This window comes from Streptomyces sp. P9-A2, assembly GCF_036634175.1.
GTDB classification, from domain to species: domain Bacteria; phylum Actinomycetota; class Actinomycetes; order Streptomycetales; family Streptomycetaceae; genus Streptomyces; species Streptomyces pratens.
This window is the reverse complement of the sequence record NZ_JAZIFX010000001.1, coordinates 1,980,600-2,001,892: the sequence shown is the minus strand read 5'-3', so window position 1 is coordinate 2,001,892 and position 21,293 is coordinate 1,980,600. Positions and strand designations below refer to the sequence as shown.

The following is a 21,293-nucleotide window of genomic DNA, read 5'->3' as shown; positions in this document are numbered from 1 at the left end:
GCGCGTCGGACGGTGCCGGTGACCGTACTTCCCACCCCCCTTCAGACCGCACTTCCAACCGCTCGCAGACGTTCCCAACCGCTCACACACGCTCACAGAAGAGAGATCCGTAACCCATGTCCTGGCTGGCCAGATTCAGCCTCGCGCAACGCGCCCTGATCGGACTCATGTCGATCGTCGCGCTCGTGTTCGGGGCGATCGCGATACCTCAGCTCAAGCAGCAGCTGCTGCCGACCATCGAACTGCCCATGATCTCCGTGATCGCCCCCTACCAGGGCGCGTCCCCGGACGTGGTGGAGAAGCAGGTCGTCGAGCCCATCGAGAACAACCTGGAGGCCGTCGACGGCATCTCCGGCGTCACCTCGACGGCCAGCGAGGGCAACGCCGTGATCATGGCTTCCTTCGACTTCGGCAACGAGACCAAGCAGCTCGTCGCCGACGTCCAGCAGGCCGTCAACCGGGCCCGGGCCGTGCTGCCCGACGGCGTGGACCCGCAGGTCGTCGCCGGCAGCACCGACGACATCCCGACCGTGGTCCTCGCCGTCACCTCCGACAAGGACCAGCAGGCCCTCGCCGACCAGCTCGACCGGACAGTGGTCACCGAGCTGGAGGCCATCGACGGCGTCGGCCAGGTCGCCGTGGACGGCGTACGGGACCTCCAGGTCACCGTCACCCCCGACGACGCGAAGCTCGCCGACGCCGGCCTCACGACGCAGTCGCTCCTGCAGGCCCTCCAGGCGGGCGGCGCGACCGTCCCGGCCGGCTCCTTCGACGAGGACGGCGCCAACCGCACCGTCCAGGTGGGCGGCGGCTACACCTCGCTCGAGCAGATCGAGGACCTGATGGTCACCGGCGAGCCCGGCGGCAAGGGCAAGCCGGTCCGTCTCGGCTCGGTGGCGAAGGTCGAGCAGCAGGAGGCCAGGGCCGACTCCCTCACCCGCACCAACGGCGAACCCAGCCTCGCCGTGGTGGTCACCATGGACCACGACGGCAGCGCCGTCGCCATCTCGGACGCCGTCGACGAGAAGCTGCCCGAGCTGCGCGAGGCACTCGGCGCGGGCGCCGACCTCACCGTCGTCAGCGACCAGGGCCCGGCCGTCGCCCAGGCCATCGAGGGCCTGACCGTCGAGGGCGCGCTCGGCCTGGTCTTCGCGGTCCTGGTGATCCTGGTCTTCCTGGCCTCGATCCGCTCGACCCTGGTCACCGCGGTGTCCATCCCGCTGTCCATCGTGCTCGCGCTGATCGTGCTGTGGACGCGCGACCTGTCGCTGAACATGCTGACCCTGGGCGCGCTGACCATCGCGATCGGCCGGGTCGTCGACGACTCCATCGTCGTCCTGGAGAACATCAAGCGGCACCTCGGCTACGGCGAGGAGCGCCGCGAGGCGATCCTGGTCGCCGTCCGTGAGGTGGCCGGCGCGGTGACCTCCGCGACGCTGACCACCGTCGCCGTCTTCCTGCCGATCGGCCTGGTCGGCGGCATGGTCGGGGAGCTGTTCGGCTCCTTCAGCCTCACCGTCACCGCGGCGCTGCTCGCCTCCCTGCTGGTGTCGCTGACGGTCGTCCCCGTCCTGTCGTACTGGTTCCTGCGTCCCCCGAAGGGCACCCCCGAGGACGCCGAGGAAGCCCGCCGGCTTGCCGAGGAGAAGGAGGCGAAGAGCCGCCTCCAGCGCGTCTACGTCTCCGTCCTGGGCTTCGCCACCCGGCGCAGGCTGGCCAGTATCGGCATCGCCGCCGTCGTCCTGATCGGCACCCTCGGGATGACCCCGCTGCTCAAGACCAACTTCTTCGACCAGGGCGAGCAGCCGGTCCTCACGGTCCGCCAGGAGCTGGAGCCCGGCACCAGCCTCGCGGCGACCGACGAGCAGGCCAAGAAGGTCGAGAAGCTGCTCGGCGACACCAAGGGCGTCAAGGACCACCAGGTCACCATCGGCTCGTCCGGCTTCATGGCCGCCTTCGGCGGCGGTACGGACAGCAACCAGGCCACCTACCAGGTCATGCTGGATGACTCCGCGTCCTCCGCAGACGTGCAGAAGCGCATCGAGAAGGGCCTCGGCGAACTCGACGGCATCGGCACCACCACCATCGCGGGCGGCGACGGATTCGGCAGCCAGGACCTGAGCGTCGTCGTCAAGGCGGCCGACGCGCAGGTGCTGCGCAAGGCGGCCGACCAGGTCCAGGAGGCCGTGGCCTCGCTGGACGACGTCACGGACGTCACCAGCGACCTGTCGCAGAGCGTGCCGCGGATCTCCGTCGAGGCCACCTCCCGTGCCGCCGCGGCCGGGTTCGACGACCGGACGCTCGGCGCCGCCGTCGCCCAGGCGGTCCGGGGCACCCCGGCCGCCAAGGCGGTCCTCGACGACACCGAGCGCGACGTCGTCATCCGCTCGGCAGAGCCGGCCACCACGCTGGCCGAACTGAAGAAGCTGCCCCTGGGCCCGGTGGAGCTGGGCGACATCGCCACCGTCGAGCTGGTGGACGGCCCGGTGTCCATGACCCGGATCGACGGCCAGCGCTCCGCCACCGTCACCGCCCGCCCGACCGGCGACAACACCGGCGCGGTCAGCGCGGAGCTCCAGACGAAGATCGACGCGCTCACCCTCCCGGCGGGCGCGACGGCGGAGATCGGCGGCGTGTCCGCGGACCAGGACGAGGCGTTCGCCAACCTGGGCCTGGCGATGCTCGCGGCGATCGCGATCATCTTCATGCTCCTGGTCGGCACCTTCCGCTCGCTCGCCCAGCCGCTGATCCTGCTGGTGTCCATCCCGTTCGCGGCGACCGGCGCGATCGGCCTGCTGATCGTCACGGGCACCCCGATGGGCGTCCCCGCGATGATCGGCATGCTGATGCTGACCGGCATCGTGGTCACCAACGCGATCGTGCTGATCGACCTGGTCAACCAGTACCGCGCCCAGGGTTACGGTGTCGTCGAGGCCGTGATCGAGGGCGGCCGGCACCGGCTGCGCCCGATCCTGATGACGGCCCTGGCGACGATCTTCGCCCTGCTCCCGATGGCGCTCGGCGTCACCGGCGAGGGCGGCTTCATCGCGCAGCCGCTGGCCGTGGTGGTGATCGGCGGTCTGATCACCTCGACCCTGCTGACCCTCCTCCTGGTCCCGACCCTCTACGCGATGCTGGAGCTCCGCAAGGAGCGGCGCGCGAAGAAGAAGGCCCTGAAGAAGGACACGGCGGCCGGGGACGAAGCGGAGCCGGCGGAAGCGGAGAAGTCCGCCGAGTCCGCGGACGACACGGCGTCGGCGCAGGTCTGACCGGTTCGCGAGTCGGTCGCGTACGACGGAGGGCCTGCCCGGAACTTCGGTTCCGGGCAGGCCCTCCGTCGTGGTCGACGTGGTTACGGCAGTGCCAGCATCCGCTCCAGGGCCAGCTTGGCGAACTGCTCGGTCTCCTTGTCCACCTCGATGCGGTTGACCAGGTTGCCCTCGGCGAGGGACTCCAGGGTCCAGACCAGGTGGGGGAGGTCGATGCGGTTCATGGTGGAGCAGAAGCAGACCGTCTTGTCGAGGAAGACGACCTCCTTGCCCTCGGGAGCGAAACGGTTCGCCAGCCGGCGCACCAGGTTCAGCTCCGTGCCGATCGCCCACTTGGAACCGGCCGGGGCCGCCTCCAGCGCCTTGATGATGTACTCGGTCGACCCGACGTAGTCCGCCGCGGCCACGACCTCGTGCCGGCACTCGGGGTGGACCAGGACATTCACGCCCGGGATGCGCTCGCGCACGTCGTTGACCGAGTCCAGGCTGAAGCGGCCGTGCACCGAGCAGTGGCCCCGCCACAGGATCATCTTCGCGTCCCGCAGCTCCTGTGCCGTCAGCCCGCCGTTCGGCTTGTGCGGGTTGTAGAGGACGCAGTCCTCCAGGGACATCCCCAGGTCCCGCACCGCGGTGTTGCGGCCGAGGTGCTGGTCGGGGAGGAAGAGGACCTGCTCGCCCTGCTCGAAGGCCCAGTCGAGGGCGCGCTTCGCGTTGGAGGAGGTGCAGATGGTGCCGCCGTGCTTGCCCGTGAAGGCCTTGATGTCGGCGGAGGAGTTCATGTACGAGACGGGCACGACCCGGTCGGATATCCCGGCCTCGGTCAGCACGTCCCAGCACTCCGCGACCTGCTCGGCGGTGGCCATGTCGGCCATGGAGCAGCCGGCCGCGAGGTCCGGCAGGACCACCTTCTGGTCGTCGCCGGTGAGGATGTCCGCCGACTCGGCCATGAAGTGCACACCGCAGAACACGATGTACTCGGCCTGCGGGCGCGCGGCGGCGTCCTTGGCCAGCTTGAACGAGTCGCCCGTGACGTCGGCGAACTGGATGACCTCGTCGCGCTGGTAGTGGTGGCCGAGGACGAAGACCTTGTCCCCGAGCTTCTCCTTGGCGGCGCGGGCGCGCTCCACCAGGTCCGGGTCGGACGGCGAGGGGAGGTCTCCGGGACACTCCACACCGCGCTCGCTCCTCGGGTCGGCCTCCCGGCCGAGGAGCAGCAGGGCGAGGGGCGACGGCTGGACGTCGAGCTCCTGGGTCTGGGCGGTGGTCACGACACGCACCCTTTCTGTTCTGCGGCTCGCCGGGTCCGCATGGAGCGGACCCGGCGGGACAAGCGGGACACCGGTTCAACTTCTCGTCGAATTGACGCTATCTATCATATCCGGCTCGCGTCAGTTTGACGACGGCCATAGCGTCCATGTGACGTGAATCCCGGTGGAGGCTCGTTCGTTCCCGGCCGGACTTCGGCGGTTCCGGAGCGGTTTCCGGGGCAGGTTCCGGGGTGAGGTCCGGGGGCTGTTTCCGGGGCGGTGTCCGGAAGAGGGCCGGATGGACCGTTTTCCGCTTGCCGGGGCGTGTGCGAGCATGAAGACGGAGCCGAGAGAACACGTTCCCGGCCCGGAATGAATCCGCGGCCCCTCCGGTTGCAACCGTCGGCAAGCAGTCTCCGTACAACCCGGGAGAGATGTAGATGTCCGTATCGGACGAGACCACCACCGTCACCGACGGCATCCTCGTGACCGAAGCCGCCGCGGCCAAGGTCAAGGCGCTGCTCGACCAGGAAGGCCGTGACGACCTCGCCCTGCGCGTCGCCGTCCAGCCCGGCGGCTGCTCCGGCCTGCGCTACCAGCTCTTCTTCGACGAGCGTTCCCTCGACGGCGACGTGGAGAAGGACTTCGACGGCGTGAAGGTCGTCACCGACCGGATGAGCGCCCCGTACCTGGGCGGCGCCACCATCGACTTCGTCGACAGCATCGAGAAGCAGGGCTTCACCATCGACAACCCGAACGCCACGGGCTCCTGCGCCTGCGGCGACTCCTTCAGCTGAACAGACTCCACCGCCGCTCCGGGACCTCTCCAGGGCGGCACGGTGCACCACGAAGGCGGCGGTCCCGTTCCCACGGGACCGCCGCCTTCGGGCCTTCAGCCTCCCGTCACCGCTCCGAAGGCGCCGCGGGAAGCCGCGCGCCGTCCTTGTGCAGCGGCACCGGCTCGCCGTCGGCGTCCACCACGTCGCGGCCGGCCAGCGGCGCGTCGAGCCGCACCGTCTGCTGGTACTCCTTGGCGATCAGGATGCAGACCTTGTCCGGCCAGGGCGTCTCGGTCACGGTGACCGCGACCCGGCCGCCGCTCTCGTCCGCCGTGGCCTTGTAGTCGGCGCACACCCCGCCGGTGAAGGTCACCGTCAGCTCGCCGCCCTCGGCGGTGTAGCCCTCGACGGCGACATCGCGTGCGGCCGGCGCCGAGGTCGGCCGGTCACCGTCCCCCGGCTTCGCCGGCTGCGTGCCGGTCTCCCCGGTCCGTGCCCGCGGGGCGAGGTATTCCGGCTCGACCGCCGGGTACGTGACCGTGCCGCCGTCCTGCGCCTTCGTCGGCCGCACCTCGAACAGCCAGGACGGTACGAGTGCCTGCTGTCCGTCCACCGAGTGCGCGGCCAGCCCGAACACCGCCTTCTCGACGGTGACCGTGTCCTTGGCGGGCAGGGTCGTCACCGTGGCGCACGGCTCCTGCTGCGCCTGCCGGTCGTCGCCCTCCAGCGGTACGGGAGTGGCGCAGCCGCCGATCTTCGCGCGCTCCCCGGCGCCCGGCGCCGTGTTCAGCAGCTCCAGCGCCTTCTCCGCGCCCGTCACGGGATACGTGTCCGCCTTCACCGGCGTCGACAGCCGGCCGCTGCCGCCGACCACCTCACCGCCGGCGCCGACGACCACCCCGGTCGTCCAGCCGTACGTCGGCAGCCCGCCGACCACGGGCTCCGCGTTCACCACCCGCTTGACGCCCATCGCCTGGCCGGCGTCGAGCTTCGCGTCGTCCTGGCCCACCGCCTTCAGCACGGGCGCGGCGGCCTTCTTCGCGGCCTCCTCGCCCACCGCGGGGGCGTCGCCGGCCGACGGGGCCTCGCAGGTCCCGCCCTTGCCCGTGCAGGCGTCGGGGCCCGGCGTGTACCGGCTGAACGTCCAGGTGCCGGGGGCCCGGCGGTCCACCCGCAGTGTGGGCCCGCTGCCGTCCTTGCCGCCGATCCGCCAGGCATCGCCCTCCGCCACCGGCTTCCCGTCGACCCCGAGCGCCTGCGCCAGGCCGGTCACCTGCGCCTCGGTGATCTGCCCCTGAGCGCGGTACACCGGCGCCGAGCCGGGCCCCTCGGGGAGCGGGCCGTCGGCGCGGTAGGCGGCACCGTACGGGTTGGGCTCACCCGGCGCGATGCCGTGCGCCCCGCCCTCGGCGTAGGCGTCGAGGGTGAGCGGCGGGGGAGTGCCGTCCCCGTTCGCACCCGGAGTCGTACCGCCGCCCGACCCGCCGACGGCACTGGCGGCGAGATACGCCCCACCGCCCCCGACCAGCAGCACCGCCGCGGCCACCGCCGCGACCAGCCCCGGCGACCGCCACCGCGCGGCTCCGGGTCCGTCACCGTCACGGTGCACGTCGGCGGGGGCCGCGGTGGCACCGTGGCCCGCACCGGTACGCCCCTCGTCCTCGTCCGTCACCGCACCGTCACCGGCGGCGGCCCCGGCCAAGGGCGCATCGGGCCCGGAAACCCCGGTGACCGCGGACTCGGCCTTCGGCTCCTCGGCCGCCGTAGTCCCGTCCGGGCTCCGAGGAGCCTCCACAGACTCGTTCGCGGCGACCTGGTCGTTCTCGCCGCCGTCCGCCTCCGCGGCAGCGCTCCCGGGGGCTGCGGCATCCGGCGCCGGGGTCTTGGCACCATTGGTCCGCGGTGCCTCAGGCTCCGCTCCGGGCGAGGTCGCGTCCGTGCTCTCCGACGCGGACGGCCTGTCGGCGCCGGTCTCCTGGGCCCGGGGTTCCGGTGCGTCCGCCTGCGGTGCCCGGGGTTCCGCACCGGGTGCGCGCGCGTCCACCGGCTTCGGCGCCGACGGCGTGGTGGCGTCGGTGGGTGCGGAGCCGGCCTGCGCGTCCCCGGCGGACGGAGCTCCGGTCCCGGCGTCCCCGGGCGCCGACCGTCCGCCCTGGGCGCCGGGGGCGGGCACGGAGTCACTCTTCGGCCCACGGCCCTCGGCGCCTTCCGCCGCCCCGCCGTCCGCCGCCCCGCCGTCCGCCGCCCCGCCGTCCGCCGTGTCTCCGGTCTGCGGGGGGTCGGTGCGGGCTTCAGATGCCTCCGGGGCCTCGCTCCCGGCTCCCGGGGCCTTCTCGGGTTCGCCGCCCGGCGGCCGGTCGCCGTCGGCCTCGGCGTTCCCGGTGTCCGCCCCCGGCGCCCCGGACTCGCCGGTCTCCGGAGCGGGCACCTCGGGGGAGGAGCCGGGAAAGGCGGCCCCCTCCGGGGACTGCGCGCCCTGCGGGGTGTCCGCACCGTCGGCCGAAGCGCCCCCGGTGTCGCGCGCGCTGCCGGGGGTCTGTCCCCCGGCGTCGTCGTTGTCGGGTCGCTCGGTGTTCACCGCATCGCTCCTTCGGCTGCACAGCTGTCCCTGAAGACCCTGCCCGGTCGCACCGGGACTGCTGACGGGTCGTATCCCGCATCCCCTTTACGGGGGACAGCGATGGGACGCAACGGAGGAGCGCACGGTTCCCCGGGCGCCGGTCCGGCCGCGGAAGAACCCGGCTCAGTCGCCGTACTCCGACGTCTCGTCCAGCAGACGGGCCGAGGACGAGGGGACGGACACGCCGTGGATCAGGGACGGGGAGACCGGGCGGGCGGCGTCCCGGGCCTGTGCCGTCCAGCGGGGAGCCATCCGGGCGCAGTCGCCGCGCAGCGACGCGAGGTCGCCGTCGAGGTCGGCCTGAGTGGGGGCGTGGACCTTGAGGTTCGTCATGTCGGCACCGTATGCATGCCGCAGGTCACGAAGAAAGATCTACTATCGGGTAGTTTTGCCGGGCTTCATCGGACGGCCCCCACCAGATAGCGTGGACTTTCAATCCCCCTCCCTCAGGAGAGTCCACGCCGTGCGCATCGCAGTCACCGGCTCCATCGCCACCGACCACCTCATGACGTTCCCCGGACGCTTCTCCGACCAGCTCGTCGCGGACCAGTTGCACACGGTCTCGCTGTCCTTCCTGGTCGACCAGCTCGATGTACGCCGGGGCGGCGTGGGCGCGAACATCTCCTTCGGCATGGGGCAGCTCGGCACCCGGCCGATCCTCGTCGGCGCCGCCGGCTCCGACTTCGACGAGTACCGGGCCTGGCTGGAGCGGCACGGCGTCGACACCGCCTCCGTCCGCATCTCCGAGACGCTGCACACCGCCCGCTTCGTGTGCACCACGGACGCCGACCACAACCAGATCGGCTCCTTCTACACGGGCGCGATGAGCGAGGCCCGGCTGATCGAGCTGAAGACGGTCGCCGACCGGGTGGGCGGCCTCGACCTGGTCTCCATCGGCGCCGACGACCCGGAGGGCATGCTCCGGCACACCGAGGAGTGCCGCACCCGCGGTATCCCGTTCGCCGCCGACTTCTCCCAGCAGATCGCCCGGATGAACGGGGAGGAGATCCGGATACTGCTGGACGGGGCGACCTACCTCTTCTCCAACGAGTACGAGAAGGGGCTCATCGAGAGCAAGACCGGCTGGAGCGACGCCGAGATCCTCGGCAAGGTCGGCCACCGCGTCACCACCCTCGGCTCCCGCGGCGTGCGCATCGAGCGCGCAGGAGAGGACCCCATCGAGGTCGGCTGCGCCCAGGAGGAGCGCAAGGCGGACCCGACCGGTGTGGGCGACGCCTTCCGCGCCGGATTCCTGTCCGGACTGGCCTGGGGCGTCTCGCTGGAGCGTGCCGCGCAGGTGGGCTGCATGCTCGCCACCCTGGTCATCGAGACCGTCGGCACCCAGGAGTACCAGTTGCGCCGCGCCCACTTCATGGAGCGCTTCGCCCAGGCCTACGGCGACGAGCCCGCGGCCGAGGTGAAGAAGCACCTGGTCTGACGCACCAGCGGTTCCCGAACCCCGAGGGCACCGAGCCCCGGCCCCCGAACCCCGAGAGCATCGGGCCCCGGCTGCCGGGTCACCGGGGTATCGGGCCCCGGGGCAACGGCTCCCGGGTCAACGGCCCTCGGCTCCGGGTCACCGGGGTATCGGGCTCCCGGGTCACCGGCCCTCGGCTCCGGGTCACCGAGCCCTCGGGCCCCGCATTCCCGGCTCCCGGGTCACCGGCCTCCCGGGTCACCGGCACCCGGCTCCCGGGTCACCGGCCCTCGGCTCCGGGTCACCGAGCCCTCGGGCCCCGCATCCCCGGGGCCCGGGCCCCCGCCGTTCACGAGACCCGGCGGACCACATAGGCCGAGCCCCGGTCCGCCGGCTCCTCGCCCACGTACTCCTGCCCGCGCATCTCGCACCACGCCGGGATGTCCAGCCGGGCCGCCTCGTCGTCCGCGAGGACCCGTACCGTGCCGCCCACGGGCACGTCGCCGATCACCCGGGCCAGCTCGATCACCGGGACCGGGCACCGCCGGCCCAGCGCGTCCACGACCAGCGCGCCCCCGGCCGTGGACGCCCCTGCCGGAGTGCCCCCGGCCGGTGTATCCACGGTCGGTGTATCCACGGGCGGGGCGCCGCTCTCCTCGTCGCCCCGCTCCGCGTCCCGTACGCCGCCCCCGGACGGCACCGGTGCCCCCAGCTTCTCCCGTACCCCCGCCACCACCCCCGGCAGGACCGTCAGGAACCGCTCGACGTCCTCGGCCGGTGTCCCCGGCGGCAGCGAGACGCGGACGTTGCCCTCGCTCAGCACCCCCATCGCCCTCAGCACATGGCTCGGGGTGAGCGTGCTGCTAGTGCACGACGAACCGGACGACACGGAGAAGCCGGCGCCGTCCAGTTCGTGCAGCACCGTCTCCCCGTCGACATAGAGACAGGAGAAGGTGACGATCCCCGGCAGCCGCCGCTCCGGATCGCCGGTCACCTCCACGTCCGGCACCAGCGCGGGCACCCGCGTCCGGATCCGCTCCGTCAGTTCCCGCAGCCGGGCCGCCTCCTCGGCGGCCTCGGCACGCACCGCCCGCAGCGAGGCCGCCGCGGCCACCACCGCCGGGATGTTCTCGAACCCGGCGGCCCGCCCCGACTCCCGTTCGTCCAGCGGTCCCCGGGGAGCGAACCGCACCCCCTTGCGCACCACGAGCAGCCCGACGCCCGACGGGCCGCCCCACTTGTGGGCGCTCGCCGTGAGCAGCGACCAGTCGCCCGCCACCGGCCCCCAGCCCAGCGACTGGGCCGCGTCCACCAGCAGCGGCACACCCGCCGCCCGGCACGCCTCGGCGACCTCGGCCACCGGCTGCACCGTCCCCACCTCGTGGTTGGCCGACTGGAGACAGGCCAGCGCGGTGTCCGGCCGCAGCGAACCGGCGAAGGCGTCCGGAGTCACGGCCCCCGTGCGGTCCACCCCGACCTCGGTGACCGAACCGCCCAGGGCTTCGTGGACCTCAGCCGCATGGAGGACGGAAGAATGTTCGACCGCTGACACGATCAGGTGGCGCCCGACGCGCCGCCGCCCGGCCAGCGCGCCCTCGATCCCGGCATGCACCGCCCGGGTGCCGGACGGGGTGAACACCAGCTCGTCCGGGCGGCATTCCACCGCCTCCGCCGCCGCCTCGCGGGCCGCGTCCAGCAGCAGCCGGGCCCTCCTGCCCTCCCGGTACAGTCGCGCCGGATCGGCCCACCCGTCGTCCAGCGCGGCCAACAGGGCCTGACGGCCGACGGGATGGAGCGGAGCGGCGGACGCGGCGTCGAAGTAGGCCATACGGCAACGGTAAGCCGCGGCCCGGCGGGGGAGGGAGTGGGGACGGAGGGGAACGGGAAGGGGAGGAGAACGGGGAGGTGGGGGCGCGAGCGCCCCGGCGCTCTTTGTGCCTGCCGGGCCCGGCCGTTGCCACCGCACGAGCCGCGCTCCCGGCCATCGGGCGCGCCTTCCACCCCTTCGGGGTGACGGGCGGCGCGTATGACCCCCTCCCCGCGACCCCCCGGAAGGCGTCGGCTAGGGTTTGGTCCGCATAAACATCCAAACCCCTGCCCGACGCAGGGCGGCGACCGACCAGCGAGAAGGCCAGGCCGCAGCCGTACAGCGCGGGCGAGACTCTCGGGAAGGCGCTACGTGAGTCCCAACGGCTCCGACCGCTCGCCGCGGCGCCCGACGCGGCGGAAGCTGCTGCAGGCACTGACTGCGGGCCTGGTCCTGGCAACCGCCACCGGTTGCACATGGGAGGACTTCCCCCGCCTTGGTATGCCCACCCCCACGTCAGAGGGGGCCGAGCGAATCCTCTCCCTGTGGCAGGGATCCTGGGCCGCCGCGCTCGCCATCGGCGCGCTGGTGTGGGGCCTGATCCTGTGGAGTGCTTTCTTCCACCGGCGCAGCCGCACCAAGGTCGAGGTACCTCCGCAGACCCGCTACAACATGCCCATCGAGGCGTTGTACACCGTGGTTCCGCTCATCATCGTTTCGGTCTTCTTCTACTTCACGGCCCGGGACGAGTCCGAGCTGATGAAGCTCGATCCGAAGCCGGACGTCACCGTGAACGTCGTCGGCTTCCAGTGGAGCTGGTGCTTCAACTACATCGCGAACGTCGAGGGTTCCACCGGCGACGCCAAGACCGACAAGGCACTCGAGGCGGTGCCGGACCTTTACAAGAAGGCCTTCCCGGCCGACGCCGGCGGTGTCAACGACTGCGGTACCCCCTCGACGCGGAACCCGCAGACCAACAACCCGGGCCCCACCCTGTGGCTGCCCGAGGGCAAGCGGGTCCGCTTCGTCCTGACCTCGCGGGACGTCATCCACTCCTTCTGGGTGGTGCCGTTCCTGATGAAGCAGGACGTCATCCCGGGTCACCCCAACGCCTTCGAGGTGGTCCCCAACCGTGAGGGCACCTTCCTCGGCAAGTGCGCCGAGCTCTGCGGCGTGGACCACGCCCGGATGCTGTTCAACGTGAAGGTCGTCTCCCCCGAGCGCTACGAGCAGCACCTCAAGGAGCTCGCGGAGAAGGGACAGACCGGTTACGTTCCCGCCGGCATCGACCAGACGAGCCACGAGAAGAACCGGGAGGCGAACATCCTGTGAGCATCCTCAATGAACCCCGGGGTGCCGCAGCGACTGTGGACTCCTACGAGGGCGAGCAGCCGGTCCGGCGCAAGCAGCCCGGTAATGTGATCGTCAAGTGGCTCACCAGCACTGATCACAAGACGATCGGCACCATGTACCTGGCGTCGTCGTTCGTGTTCTTCTGCATCGGTGGCGTGATGGCGCTCGTCATGCGCGCCGAGCTGGCCCGGCCGGGCCTGCAGATCATGTCGAACGAGCAGTTCAACCAGGCGTTCACGATGCATGGCACGGTCATGCTGCTGATGTTCGCGACGCCCCTGTTCTCCGGTTTCGCGAACTGGATCATGCCGCTCCAGATCGGCGCGCCCGACGTCGCCTTCCCGCGGCTGAACATGTTCGCCTACTGGCTGTTCACGTTCGGCTCGCTGATCGCGCTCGGCGGCTTCCTCACCCCGGACGGCGCCGCCAGCTTCGGCTGGACCGCCTACTCCCCGCTGACGGACGTCGTCCGCTCACCGGGGCTCGGCGGTGACATGTGGATCATGGGCCTGGCCCTCTCCGGCTTCGGCACGATCCTCGGTGCGGTCAACTTCATTACCACGATCATCTGCATGCGCGCTCCCGGCATGACGATGTTCCGCATGCCGATCTTCACCTGGAACGTGCTGCTGACCGGTGTGCTGGTCCTGCTCGCCTTCCCGGTGCTCGCGGCGGCGCTCTTCGCGCTCGAGTACGACCGGAAGTTCGGCGGGCACATCTTCGACCCGGCCAACGGCGGGTCGCTGCTCTGGCAGCACCTGTTCTGGTTCTTCGGTCACCCCGAGGTGTACATCATCGCGCTGCCGTTCTTCGGCATCGTCTCCGAGATCGTCCCGGTCTTCTCCCGCAAGCCGATCTTCGGCTACATGGGCCTGATCGGCGCGACCATCGCGATCGCGGGTCTGTCGGTGACGGTGTGGGCGCACCACATGTACGCCACCGGCGGTGTGCTGCTGCCGTTCTTCTCCTTCATGACCTTCCTGATCGCGATCCCGACCGGGGTGAAGTTCTTCAACTGGCTGGGCACCATGTGGAAGGGGTCGCTGAGCTTCGAGACACCGATGCTCTGGTCGGCGGGCTTCCTGGTGACCTTCCTCTTCGGTGGTCTGACGGGCGTCATCCTGGCCTCGCCGCCGCTGGACTTCCACGTCACGGACTCGTACTTCGTGGTGGCGCACTTCCACTACGTGGTGTTCGGCACCGTCGTCTTCGCGATGTTCGCCGGCTTCCACTTCTGGTGGCCGAAGTTCACCGGCAAGATGCTCGACGAACGCCTCGGGAAGATCACCTTCTGGACGCTGTTCGCCGGCTTCCACGGCACGTTCCTGGTCCAGCACTGGCTGGGTGCCGAGGGCATGCCGCGCCGTTACTCGGACTACCTGGCGGCCGACGGCTTCACCGCGCTGAACACCGTCTCGACCATCGCGTCGTTCCTGCTCGGCATGTCGATGCTGCCGTTCTTCTACAACATCTGGAAGACGGCCAAGTACGGCAAGAAGATCGAGGTCGACGACCCGTGGGGGTACGGCCGTTCGCTCGAGTGGGCCACCTCCTGCCCGCCGCCGCGCCACAACTTCCTCACCCTGCCGCGGATCCGCAGCGAATCCCCGGCGTTCGACCTGCACCACCCGGAGATCGCCGCGCTCGACCAGCTCGAGAACACCGGTCACGGTGAGAAGGTCCTCTCCGGCGGCAAGGAGGCCGGCAAGTGAAGATCCAGGGCAAGATGTTCATCTGGCTGAGCGTCTTCCTGCTCGCCGTGGCGGTCGTCTACGGCGTGTGGTCGAAGGAGCCGGCCGGTACCACGGCCCTCTTCCTGGCCTTCGGCCTGAGCATCATGGTCGGCTTCTACCTGGGCTTCACCGCCCGGCGGGTCGACGTGGGTCCTCAGGACGACAAGGAGGCGGACGTCGCCGACGACGCCGGCGAGGTCGGGTTCTTCAGCCCGCACAGCTGGCAGCCGCTCGGTCTCGGCCTCGGTGCCGCGGTCGCCTTCCTGGCCGTCGCCGTCGGCTGGTGGCTGATGTACTTCGCGGCACCGCTGATCGTGCTCAGCCTCTGGGGCTGGGTCTTCGAGTACTACCGCGGTGAGAACCGCACCCAGTAGTACGCATCGGTAACACGGGCGTCCCGCGCAGGGCCCGGACACTCCCTCAGGAGCGTCCGGGCCCTGCGTCGTGTCCGGCCGCACGGGCCCCGCGTCGCGTTCGGCCGCACGGGATGTCACTCGTTCGAGCCTTTCGGCGTGCCGCAGTTGACGAGGCTCCCTAGCGTGAGGTCATGAGACGTGCTTCTCGAAACCGCACCGTCGTCGGCTGCACGCTGCTGGTGATCGCCCTCGGCGCGGGCGGCACCGGCTGCTCCTCCGGCGAGGACCGGCTGTCCTCCGAGCCCTACGACGCCGCGGACCGGATCAGCTTCAGCGGTCCCTCCGAAGGGAAGAAGGCCGACCCGGACCTGCCCCTGGAGGTCGTGGCCGAGGACTCCGACGGGCGCATCACCGACGTCACGGCGGTGGACGCCGCGGGCCGTCACGTGGCGGGCGAACTCGCCGCCGACGGCAGCCGCTGGCACAGCACCTCCCCGCTCGCCGCCGACGCCGCCTACACGGTCCGGGTCAGCACCGAGGACGAGGACGGCGCGCGGGGCCGCGAGGTCCTCACCTTCACCACGGGCAGGCTCGCCACCAAGAGCGGCGACGCCAAGAGCCTCGGCGTCACCTTCGGCCCCGGAACGGGCACCTACGGCGTCGGCCAGCCGCTCACCGCCGAGCTGAGCGCACCGGTCCGGGACCCCGCCCAGCGCGCCGTCGTGGAGCGCGGCCTCAAGGTGTCCTCCACACCCGCGGTGGACGGCGCCTGGCACTGGGTGGACGACAAGTCGCTCCACTTCCGCCCGAAGGAGTACTGGCCCGAGAACGCCACGGTCAGGATGCGCAGCAACCTGGAGGGCGTCAGGATCGGCGACCGGCTGAGGGGCGGCAAGGCCGAACCGCTGACCCTCAGGACCGGCGACCGGGTCATAGCCGTCGTCGACGTCGCCGCGCACCGGCTGACGGTCCACAAGAGCGGCGAGGAGATCAGGACGATCGCCGTCACCGCGGGCAAGCCGGGCTTCGAGACCCGCAACGGCGTCAAGGTCGTCCTCGCCAAGGAACGCCTCGTACGTATGCTCAGCACCAGCATCGGCATCGCCGAGGGCTCCTCCGAGTCCTACGACATGTCCGTCCACTTCGCCACCAGGGTGACCTGGAGCGGCGAGTACGTGCACGCCGCTCCCTGGTCCGTCGGCTCCCAGGGCTACGACAACGTCAGCCACGGCTGCGTCGGCATGAGCACCGACGACGCCGAGTGGTTCTTCGACACGTTCGACCAGGGCGACCTCGTCGAGGTCGCCAACTCGGGCGGCACCACCATGGAGCCGTTCGGCAACGGCTTCGGCGACTGGAACCTCACCTGGGCCCAATGGCGCGCGGGCAGCGCCCTGGCGGGAGACACCGCAGCCGCCCCCGCCCCCGAGGAGCAGGCACGGCTGCGCCCCCGGGCGGCCTGATCCGAACGGAAGGCCCTGGGGTCTGTCCGGCGGATCGAGCCGGAGGTGACCGGCGGCGTCTGTCCGGCCGGGCCGAGCGGGGGGCGATGAGGGACCCTCCCGCGCGAGCATGTTCGAGCGTGGGGGAGCGTTCAGCCGCAAGGCGGAGGAGGGCGTCGACGCGATGGGGGTCCCCCTGTTCATGGGGGTCCCCCCTGTTCGAGCGGAGCCGAGAGTTCGGGGGAGAAGCCGAGAGCTCGGGGGAGTCGGCAACCGACGACAACGCCGCTGGGGCCCCTGCTCGAAGAGCTTGGGGGAGGGCGTGCCGGCCCCCGCGTCCCCGGCCTGATCCGCCGGACAGGCCCTAAACGCTCAGGGCGTGCTTCTGGCGCAGCAGGGAGGCCAGGGCCGAGGCGAACTCCACCGGCTCCACCGGCAGCGTCACAGCGGCCTCCGCGCGGCTCCAGGTGGCCAGCCAGGCGTCCTGGGGCCGGCCGATGAGCAGCAGTACCGGCGGACACGCGAAGATCTCGTCCTTGATCTGGCGGCACACGCCCATACCGCCCACCGGCGACGACTCGCCGTCCAGGACGCAGACATCGATCCCGCCCCGCTCCAGCTCCTTGAGGACGGCCGGGAGGGTCGCGCACTCCACGAACTCCACGACGGGTACGTCCGGGGCCGGCCGCCGGCCGGTGGCGAGCCGCACCTGCTCCCGGGTGCCTGAGTTGTCGCTGTAGACCAGCACCGTGGCGGTCGCCTGCATTGTTCCTCCACACTCGTGAGGGGGCACGGCATCGTCCGGCACCAGTGGTGCCGATGGCGCGGATGCTACCCCTTCCGGCAGCTTGTCAACACTGGTTCGGACACCGCTTCGATAGGCCATCCGGGCAGTACACGACGGGCGAACGCACCGAACGGCACCCCCCGGGGTGAGGGCGGGATAAGCGACCGACATAATGTCGGCGTGGCGACAGCAACGACAGTAGACACCGGGCACGCGCACCCGTCGGTCAATCGACCGAACCTCACCAGCGTCGGAACCATCATCTGGCTGAGTTCCGAACTGATGTTCTTCGCGGCCCTCTTCGCAATGTATTTCACCCTGCGATCGGTGACCGGACCCGACTTCTGGTCGGAGAAGGCCGACACGCTGAACTTCCCGTTCGCGTTGACGAACACCACGATCCTGGTGCTCTCCTCCCTCACCTGCCAGCTCGGCGTCTTCGCCGCCGAGCGCGGTGACGTGAAGAAGCTCCGGGCGTGGTTCATCGTCACGTTCATCATGGGCTCGGTCTTCATCGCCGGCCAGGTCATCGAGTACACCGAGCTGGTCAAGCACGAGGGTCTGTCCATCTCCTCGGACGCCTACGGTTCGGTCTTCTACCTGACCACCGGCTTCCATGGCCTGCACGTGCTGGGAGGCCTCTTCGCCTTCCTGTTCGTCCTGGGCCGGACCTACGCGGCTCGGAGGTTCACCCATGACCAGGCGACGGCGGCCATCGTCGTGTCCTATTACTGGCATTTCGTCGATGTCGTCTGGATCGGCCTCTTCGCCACGATCTACATGATCAAGTAGGCGGACCCGAATCCGCGCGCTCGAAGAAGCGCACTCACCAGAAGCATCGACGCAGAAGATCCTGACACCGGGGTAATCCGTGAAAAAGCTCTCCGTACGACGACGCCACCCGTTGGCGGCGCTCGTCGTTCTGCTCCTCGCGCTGGCATGCACCGGGGGGCTGTACGCCGTGTTCGCACCCGCGAGCAAGGCGCAGGCCGACGAAACCGCCCAATCCCTCACCATCGAGGAGGGCAAGAAGCTCTACGCGGTCGGCTGTGCCAGCTGCCACGGCACCGGTGGGCAGGGCACCACCGATGGTCCGAGCCTGGTGGGCGTGGGAGCGGCGGCCGTCGACTTCCAGGTGGCCACCGGCCGTATGCCGGCCGCCACCTCGCAGGCCGCGCAGCTTCCGAAGAAGAAGGCCGTCTACACCCAGGCCGAGATCGACCAGCTGGCGGCGTACATCGCCTCCCTGGGCGCCGGCCCGGCCGTTCCCACCGCGGAGCAGTACGGCCCCGAGGGCGCCGACATCGCCCAGGGTGGTCAGCTGTTCCGCAACAACTGCGCGCAGTGTCACAACTTCACCGGCAAGGGCGGCGCGCTCACGCACGGCAAGTACGCCCCGGACCTCGAGGGCGTGGACGCCAAGCAGATCTACCAGGCCATGCTGACCGGCCCGCAGAACATGCCTTCCTTCCCCGACGGTTCGCTGTCGGAGCAGAACAAGAAGGACATCATCGCCTACGTGAAGACGGTGAACGGCGAGGAGACCGTGAGCCCCGGCGGCCTGTCGCTGGGTGGGCTCGGCCCGGTCTCCGAGGGTCTGTTCGCCTGGATCTTCGGACTCGGCGGGATGATCGCGGTCGCCGTCTGGGTCGCCGCTCGGACCGCAAAGGCCAGGAAGTCATGAGTACCCAAGAGACTCCCGAAGAGAAACTGCCCGCAGGGCAGGACACCGCGCACGGCGCGGTGCGTGTCGCGGACGAGAAGAACCCGTTCGCCGACCCGGGGCTGCCGCCCCACGAGCCGCGGGTCCAGGACATCGACGAGCGGGCCGCCAAGCGGTCCGAGCGTACGGTCGCCCTGCTGTTCACGCTGTCGATGCTGGCCACCGTCGGCTTCATCGCGTCGTTCGTGACGATCCCGGTCGACCAGTCCGTCTACATCTTCCCGATCGGTCACATCAACGCGCTGAACTTCGCGCTCGGTATGACCCTCGGCATCGCCCTGTTCACCATCGGCGCCGGCGCGGTCCACTGGGGCCGCACGCTGATGTCGGACCACGAGATCGCCGACGAGCGGCACCCGGTCGCCGCGTCGCCGGAGGTCCGCGCGCAGGTCATGGACGACTTCCGCCAGGGCGCGAAGGAGTCCGTGATCGGACGGCGCAAGCTGATCCGCAACACGATGTTCGGCGCGCTGGCCCTGGTCCCGCTCTCCGGAGTGGTCCTGCTGCGCGACCTCGGTCCGCTGCCCGGGACCAAGCTCCGCCACACGGCGTGGGAAAAGGGCAAGCTGCTCGTCAACATGAACACGAACGAGCCCCTGCGGCCGTCCGACATCATCGTGGGCTCGCTGACCTTCGCCCAGCCGGAGGGCCTGGATCCGCACGAGCACGGGTTCATGAACGAGATCGCCAAGGCCGCCCTGATGATCGTCCGTATCCAGCCGGACGACATCAAGGACAAGCGCGAGCTCGAGTGGTCGCACGAGGGCATCGTCGCGTACTCGAAGATCTGCACCCACGTGGGCTGCCCGATCTCCCTGTACGAGCAGCAGACGCACCACGCTCTGTGCCCCTGCCACCAGTCCACCTTCGACCTCTCCGACGGGGCCCGGGTCATCTTCGGTCCCGCCGGTCACGCCCTGCCGCAGCTGCGTATCGGTGTGAACGACGAGGGCTATCTCGAAGCGCTCGGCGACTTCGAAGAGCCCGTCGGTCCGTCCTTCTGGGAGCGCGGATGAGTACCACGACCAGCACCACGAATCCGTCCGGCGCCGAGGGGCCGGGCCGCTCCCGCGGGAAGGCCCCGGCCGGCGAACGCGTCGCGGACTGGGCCGACGGACGGCTGGGGATCTACTCCCTGGCCAAGGCCAACATGCGCAAGATCTTCCCCGACCACTGGTCGTTCATGCTGGGTGAGATCTGCCTCTACAGCTTCATCATCATCATCCTCACGGGTGTGTACCTGACGCTGTTCTTCCACCCGTCGATGAACGAGGTGGTGTACCACGGCAGCTACGTCCCGATGCAGGGACAGCTGATGAGTGAGGCCTACAAGTCGACGCTGGACATCAGCTTCGACGTCCGTGGCGGTCTGCTGATCCGGCAGCTCCACCACTGGGCCGCGCTGATCTTCGTGGCCGGCATGTTCGTGCACATGATGCGCGTGTTCTTCACCGGCGCGTTCCGCAAGCCGCGTGAGGTCAACTGGCTGTTCGGCTTCCTGCTCCTCGTCCTGGGCATGTTCACCGGTTTCACCGGCTACTCGCTCCCGGACGACCTGCTCTCCGGCACCGGTATCCGCTTCACGCAGGGCGCGGTCCTGTCGATTCCGATCGTCGGCACGTACCTCTCGATGTTCATCTTCGGCGGGGAGTTCCCGGGGGACGACTTCATCGCCCGGTTCTACTCGATCCACATCCTGCTGCTGCCGGGCATCATGCTCGGCCTCGTGGTGGCGCACCTGATCCTGGTCTTCTACCACAAGCACACGCAGTTCGCGGGCCCCGGCAAGACCAACAAGAACGTCGTGGGCATGCCGCTGCTGCCGGTGTACATGGCGAAGGCCGGAGGCTTCTTCTTCCTGGTCTTCGGCGTGCTGGCCGTCGTCTCGGCGATCGCGACGATCAACCCGATCTGGAACATCGGCCCCTACCGGCCGGACATGGTCTCCACCGGAGCCCAGCCCGACTGGTACATGGGCTTCTCCGAGGGCCTGGTCCGGGTGATGCCGGGCTGGGAGATCAACTTCTGGGGCCACACGCTCGTCCTGGGTGTGTTCATCCCGTTGATGGTCTTCGGGCTGGTCCTGGCGTCCATCGCCGTCTACCCGTTCATCGAGTCCTGGGTGACCGGGGACAAGCGCGAGCACCACATCCTGGACCGCCCGCGCAACGCCCCGACGCGGACCGCCTTCGGTGTCGCCTGGATCACCATGTACTTCATCGCCCTCGTCGGCGGTGGCAACGACCTGTGGGCCACCCACTTCAACCTGTCGATCAACGCGATCACCTGGTTCGTCCGCATCGGGTTCTTCGCCGGGCCCGTGGTGGCGTTCATCGTCACCAAGCGGATCTGCCTCGGCCTGCAGCGCCGGGACAAGGACAAGGTGCTGCACGGCCGCGAGTCGGGCATCATCAAGCGCCTGCCGCACGGTGAGTTCATCGAGGTCCACGAGCCGCTCAGCCAGGAGCAGCTGCACACCCTCACGGCGCACGAGCAGTACCAGCCGGCCGAGATCGGCCCGCTCGTCGACGAGAACGGTGTCGAGCGCAAGGTGAAGCCGCTCGAGAAGCTGCGCGTCAAGCTCAGCAAGGGCTACTACGGCGGGGAGTCCCAGATTCCGAAGCCGACCGTCGAGGAGTACAAGGAGATCACGAGCGGCCACGGCCACCACTGATCCCCCGCACCGCCTCAACCGCCTTCCCAAGGCAACCGAGTCGCCACACGACTGCGCAGGGCCCCCGTCCGAGGACCGGACGGGGG

16 protein-coding genes are annotated in these 21,293 nt (G+C 70.2%); 11 read left to right on the top strand and 5 right to left on the bottom strand.

Annotation, left to right across the window (positions count from 1 at the left end):
• Positions 1 to 116: 116 nt before the first annotated feature.
• Entirely contained in the window at positions 117 to 3,269 is a 3,153-nt protein-coding gene (locus V4Y04_RS09040; protein WP_332426867.1) for an efflux RND transporter permease subunit, read from the top strand.
• 83 nt (positions 3,270 to 3,352) lie between these two features.
• Here V4Y04_RS09040 and nadA read toward each other — a convergent pair whose 3' ends face one another.
• On the bottom strand, positions 3,353 to 4,537 hold the full coding sequence (nadA, locus tag V4Y04_RS09035; protein WP_332426866.1) for a quinolinate synthase NadA: 1,185 nt from the start codon (positions 4,535 to 4,537) through the stop codon (positions 3,353 to 3,355).
• Between the two features lie 419 nt (positions 4,538 to 4,956).
• Between nadA and V4Y04_RS09030 the strand changes: the two genes are divergently transcribed.
• The gene (locus V4Y04_RS09030) at positions 4,957 to 5,313 is read left to right on the top strand and encodes a HesB/IscA family protein (protein ID WP_332426865.1); all 357 of its coding nucleotides are present in this window, start codon (positions 4,957 to 4,959) and stop codon (positions 5,311 to 5,313) included.
• 106 nt (positions 5,314 to 5,419) lie between these two features.
• Here the strand turns inward: V4Y04_RS09030 and V4Y04_RS09025 are convergent, their stop codons facing one another.
• Both V4Y04_RS09025 and V4Y04_RS09020 read right to left on the bottom strand, forming a co-directional pair.
• Positions 5,420 to 6,904 carry a hypothetical protein gene (locus V4Y04_RS09025; protein ID WP_332432765.1) on the bottom strand — a complete coding sequence of 495 codons (1,485 nt, stop codon included), beginning with the start codon at positions 6,902 to 6,904 and terminating at the stop codon, positions 5,420 to 5,422.
• Between the two features lie 1,134 nt (positions 6,905 to 8,038).
• Positions 8,039 to 8,248 carry a hypothetical protein gene (locus tag V4Y04_RS09020; RefSeq protein WP_332426864.1) on the bottom strand — a complete coding sequence of 70 codons (210 nt, stop codon included), beginning with the start codon at positions 8,246 to 8,248 and terminating at the stop codon, positions 8,039 to 8,041.
• 130 nt (positions 8,249 to 8,378) lie between these two features.
• Between V4Y04_RS09020 and V4Y04_RS09015 the strand changes: the two genes are divergently transcribed.
• A complete protein-coding gene (locus V4Y04_RS09015; RefSeq protein ID WP_332426862.1) occupies positions 8,379 to 9,353 on the top strand; it encodes a carbohydrate kinase family protein in 975 nt (324 codons plus the stop codon).
• Between the two features lie 328 nt (positions 9,354 to 9,681).
• Here V4Y04_RS09015 and V4Y04_RS09010 read toward each other — a convergent pair whose 3' ends face one another.
• Positions 9,682 to 11,160 (bottom strand): cysteine desulfurase/sulfurtransferase TusA family protein, encoded by a 1,479-nt coding sequence (locus V4Y04_RS09010; protein ID WP_332426861.1) that lies wholly within the window; start codon positions 11,158 to 11,160, stop codon positions 9,682 to 9,684.
• Between the two features lie 351 nt (positions 11,161 to 11,511).
• Here V4Y04_RS09010 and ctaC point away from each other — a divergent pair, with 351 nt between their 5' ends.
• The 4 genes from ctaC (at position 11,512) to V4Y04_RS08990 (ending at position 16,044) form a co-directional block, all read left to right on the top strand.
• A complete protein-coding gene (gene ctaC / locus V4Y04_RS09005; RefSeq protein ID WP_332426860.1) occupies positions 11,512 to 12,471 on the top strand; it encodes an aa3-type cytochrome oxidase subunit II in 960 nt (319 codons plus the stop codon).
• Positions 12,468 to 14,204: an aa3-type cytochrome oxidase subunit I gene (gene ctaD, locus V4Y04_RS09000; RefSeq protein ID WP_332426859.1), complete on the top strand. Its 1,737-nt coding sequence runs from the start codon at positions 12,468 to 12,470 to the stop codon at positions 14,202 to 14,204. The genes ctaC and ctaD overlap by 4 nt, the downstream gene beginning before the upstream one ends.
• Positions 14,201 to 14,599, top strand: coding sequence for a cytochrome c oxidase subunit 4 (locus V4Y04_RS08995; RefSeq protein ID WP_332426858.1), 399 nt, complete (start codon positions 14,201 to 14,203; stop codon positions 14,597 to 14,599). The genes ctaD and V4Y04_RS08995 overlap by 4 nt, the downstream gene beginning before the upstream one ends.
• A gap of 173 nt (positions 14,600 to 14,772) precedes the next feature.
• On the top strand, positions 14,773 to 16,044 hold the full coding sequence (locus V4Y04_RS08990) for a L,D-transpeptidase (RefSeq protein ID WP_332426857.1): 1,272 nt from the start codon (positions 14,773 to 14,775) through the stop codon (positions 16,042 to 16,044).
• Positions 16,045 to 16,387: 343 nt separating this feature from the next.
• On the opposite strand, the gene V4Y04_RS08985 is transcribed toward V4Y04_RS08990, so the two are convergent.
• Positions 16,388 to 16,789 carry a hypothetical protein gene (locus tag V4Y04_RS08985; RefSeq protein ID WP_332426856.1) on the bottom strand — a complete coding sequence of 134 codons (402 nt, stop codon included), beginning with the start codon at positions 16,787 to 16,789 and terminating at the stop codon, positions 16,388 to 16,390.
• A 201-nt stretch (positions 16,790 to 16,990) separates the two neighbouring features.
• On the opposite strand from V4Y04_RS08985, the gene ctaE reads away from it, so the two are divergent.
• The 4 genes from ctaE (at position 16,991) to qcrB (ending at position 21,207) form a co-directional block, all read left to right on the top strand.
• Positions 16,991 to 17,602: an aa3-type cytochrome oxidase subunit III gene (gene ctaE / locus V4Y04_RS08980; RefSeq protein WP_332426855.1), complete on the top strand. Its 612-nt coding sequence runs from the start codon at positions 16,991 to 16,993 to the stop codon at positions 17,600 to 17,602.
• Between the two features lie 79 nt (positions 17,603 to 17,681).
• The gene (gene qcrC / locus V4Y04_RS08975) at positions 17,682 to 18,494 is read left to right on the top strand and encodes a cytochrome bc1 complex diheme cytochrome c subunit (RefSeq protein ID WP_332426854.1); all 813 of its coding nucleotides are present in this window, start codon (positions 17,682 to 17,684) and stop codon (positions 18,492 to 18,494) included.
• A complete protein-coding gene (gene qcrA, locus V4Y04_RS08970) occupies positions 18,491 to 19,549 on the top strand; it encodes a cytochrome bc1 complex Rieske iron-sulfur subunit (RefSeq protein WP_332426852.1) in 1,059 nt (352 codons plus the stop codon). The genes qcrC and qcrA overlap by 4 nt, the downstream gene beginning before the upstream one ends.
• A complete protein-coding gene (gene qcrB, locus V4Y04_RS08965) occupies positions 19,546 to 21,207 on the top strand; it encodes a cytochrome bc1 complex cytochrome b subunit (RefSeq protein WP_332426850.1) in 1,662 nt (553 codons plus the stop codon). The genes qcrA and qcrB overlap by 4 nt, the downstream gene beginning before the upstream one ends.
• The last annotated feature ends 86 nt before the right edge of the window (positions 21,208 to 21,293 follow it).

Excerpts from the sequence above, each read along its gene's own strand:
- V4Y04_RS09040 (WP_332426867.1), top strand. The coding sequence starts at position 117 with ATGTCCTGGCTGGCCAGATTCAGCCTCGCGCAACGCGCCCTGATCGGA.
- V4Y04_RS09020 (WP_332426864.1), bottom strand. The coding sequence starts at position 8,248 with ATGACGAACCTCAAGGTCCACGCCCCCACTCAGGCCGACCTCGACGGC.
- V4Y04_RS09030 (WP_332426865.1), top strand. The coding sequence starts at position 4,957 with ATGTCCGTATCGGACGAGACCACCACCGTCACCGACGGCATCCTCGTG.
- V4Y04_RS08990 (WP_332426857.1), top strand. The coding sequence starts at position 14,773 with ATGAGACGTGCTTCTCGAAACCGCACCGTCGTCGGCTGCACGCTGCTG.
- V4Y04_RS08985 (WP_332426856.1), bottom strand. The coding sequence starts at position 16,789 with ATGCAGGCGACCGCCACGGTGCTGGTCTACAGCGACAACTCAGGCACC.
- V4Y04_RS09010 (WP_332426861.1), bottom strand. The coding sequence starts at position 11,160 with ATGGCCTACTTCGACGCCGCGTCCGCCGCTCCGCTCCATCCCGTCGGC.
- qcrA (WP_332426852.1), top strand. The coding sequence starts at position 18,491 with ATGAGTACCCAAGAGACTCCCGAAGAGAAACTGCCCGCAGGGCAGGAC.
- qcrB (WP_332426850.1), top strand. The coding sequence starts at position 19,546 with ATGAGTACCACGACCAGCACCACGAATCCGTCCGGCGCCGAGGGGCCG.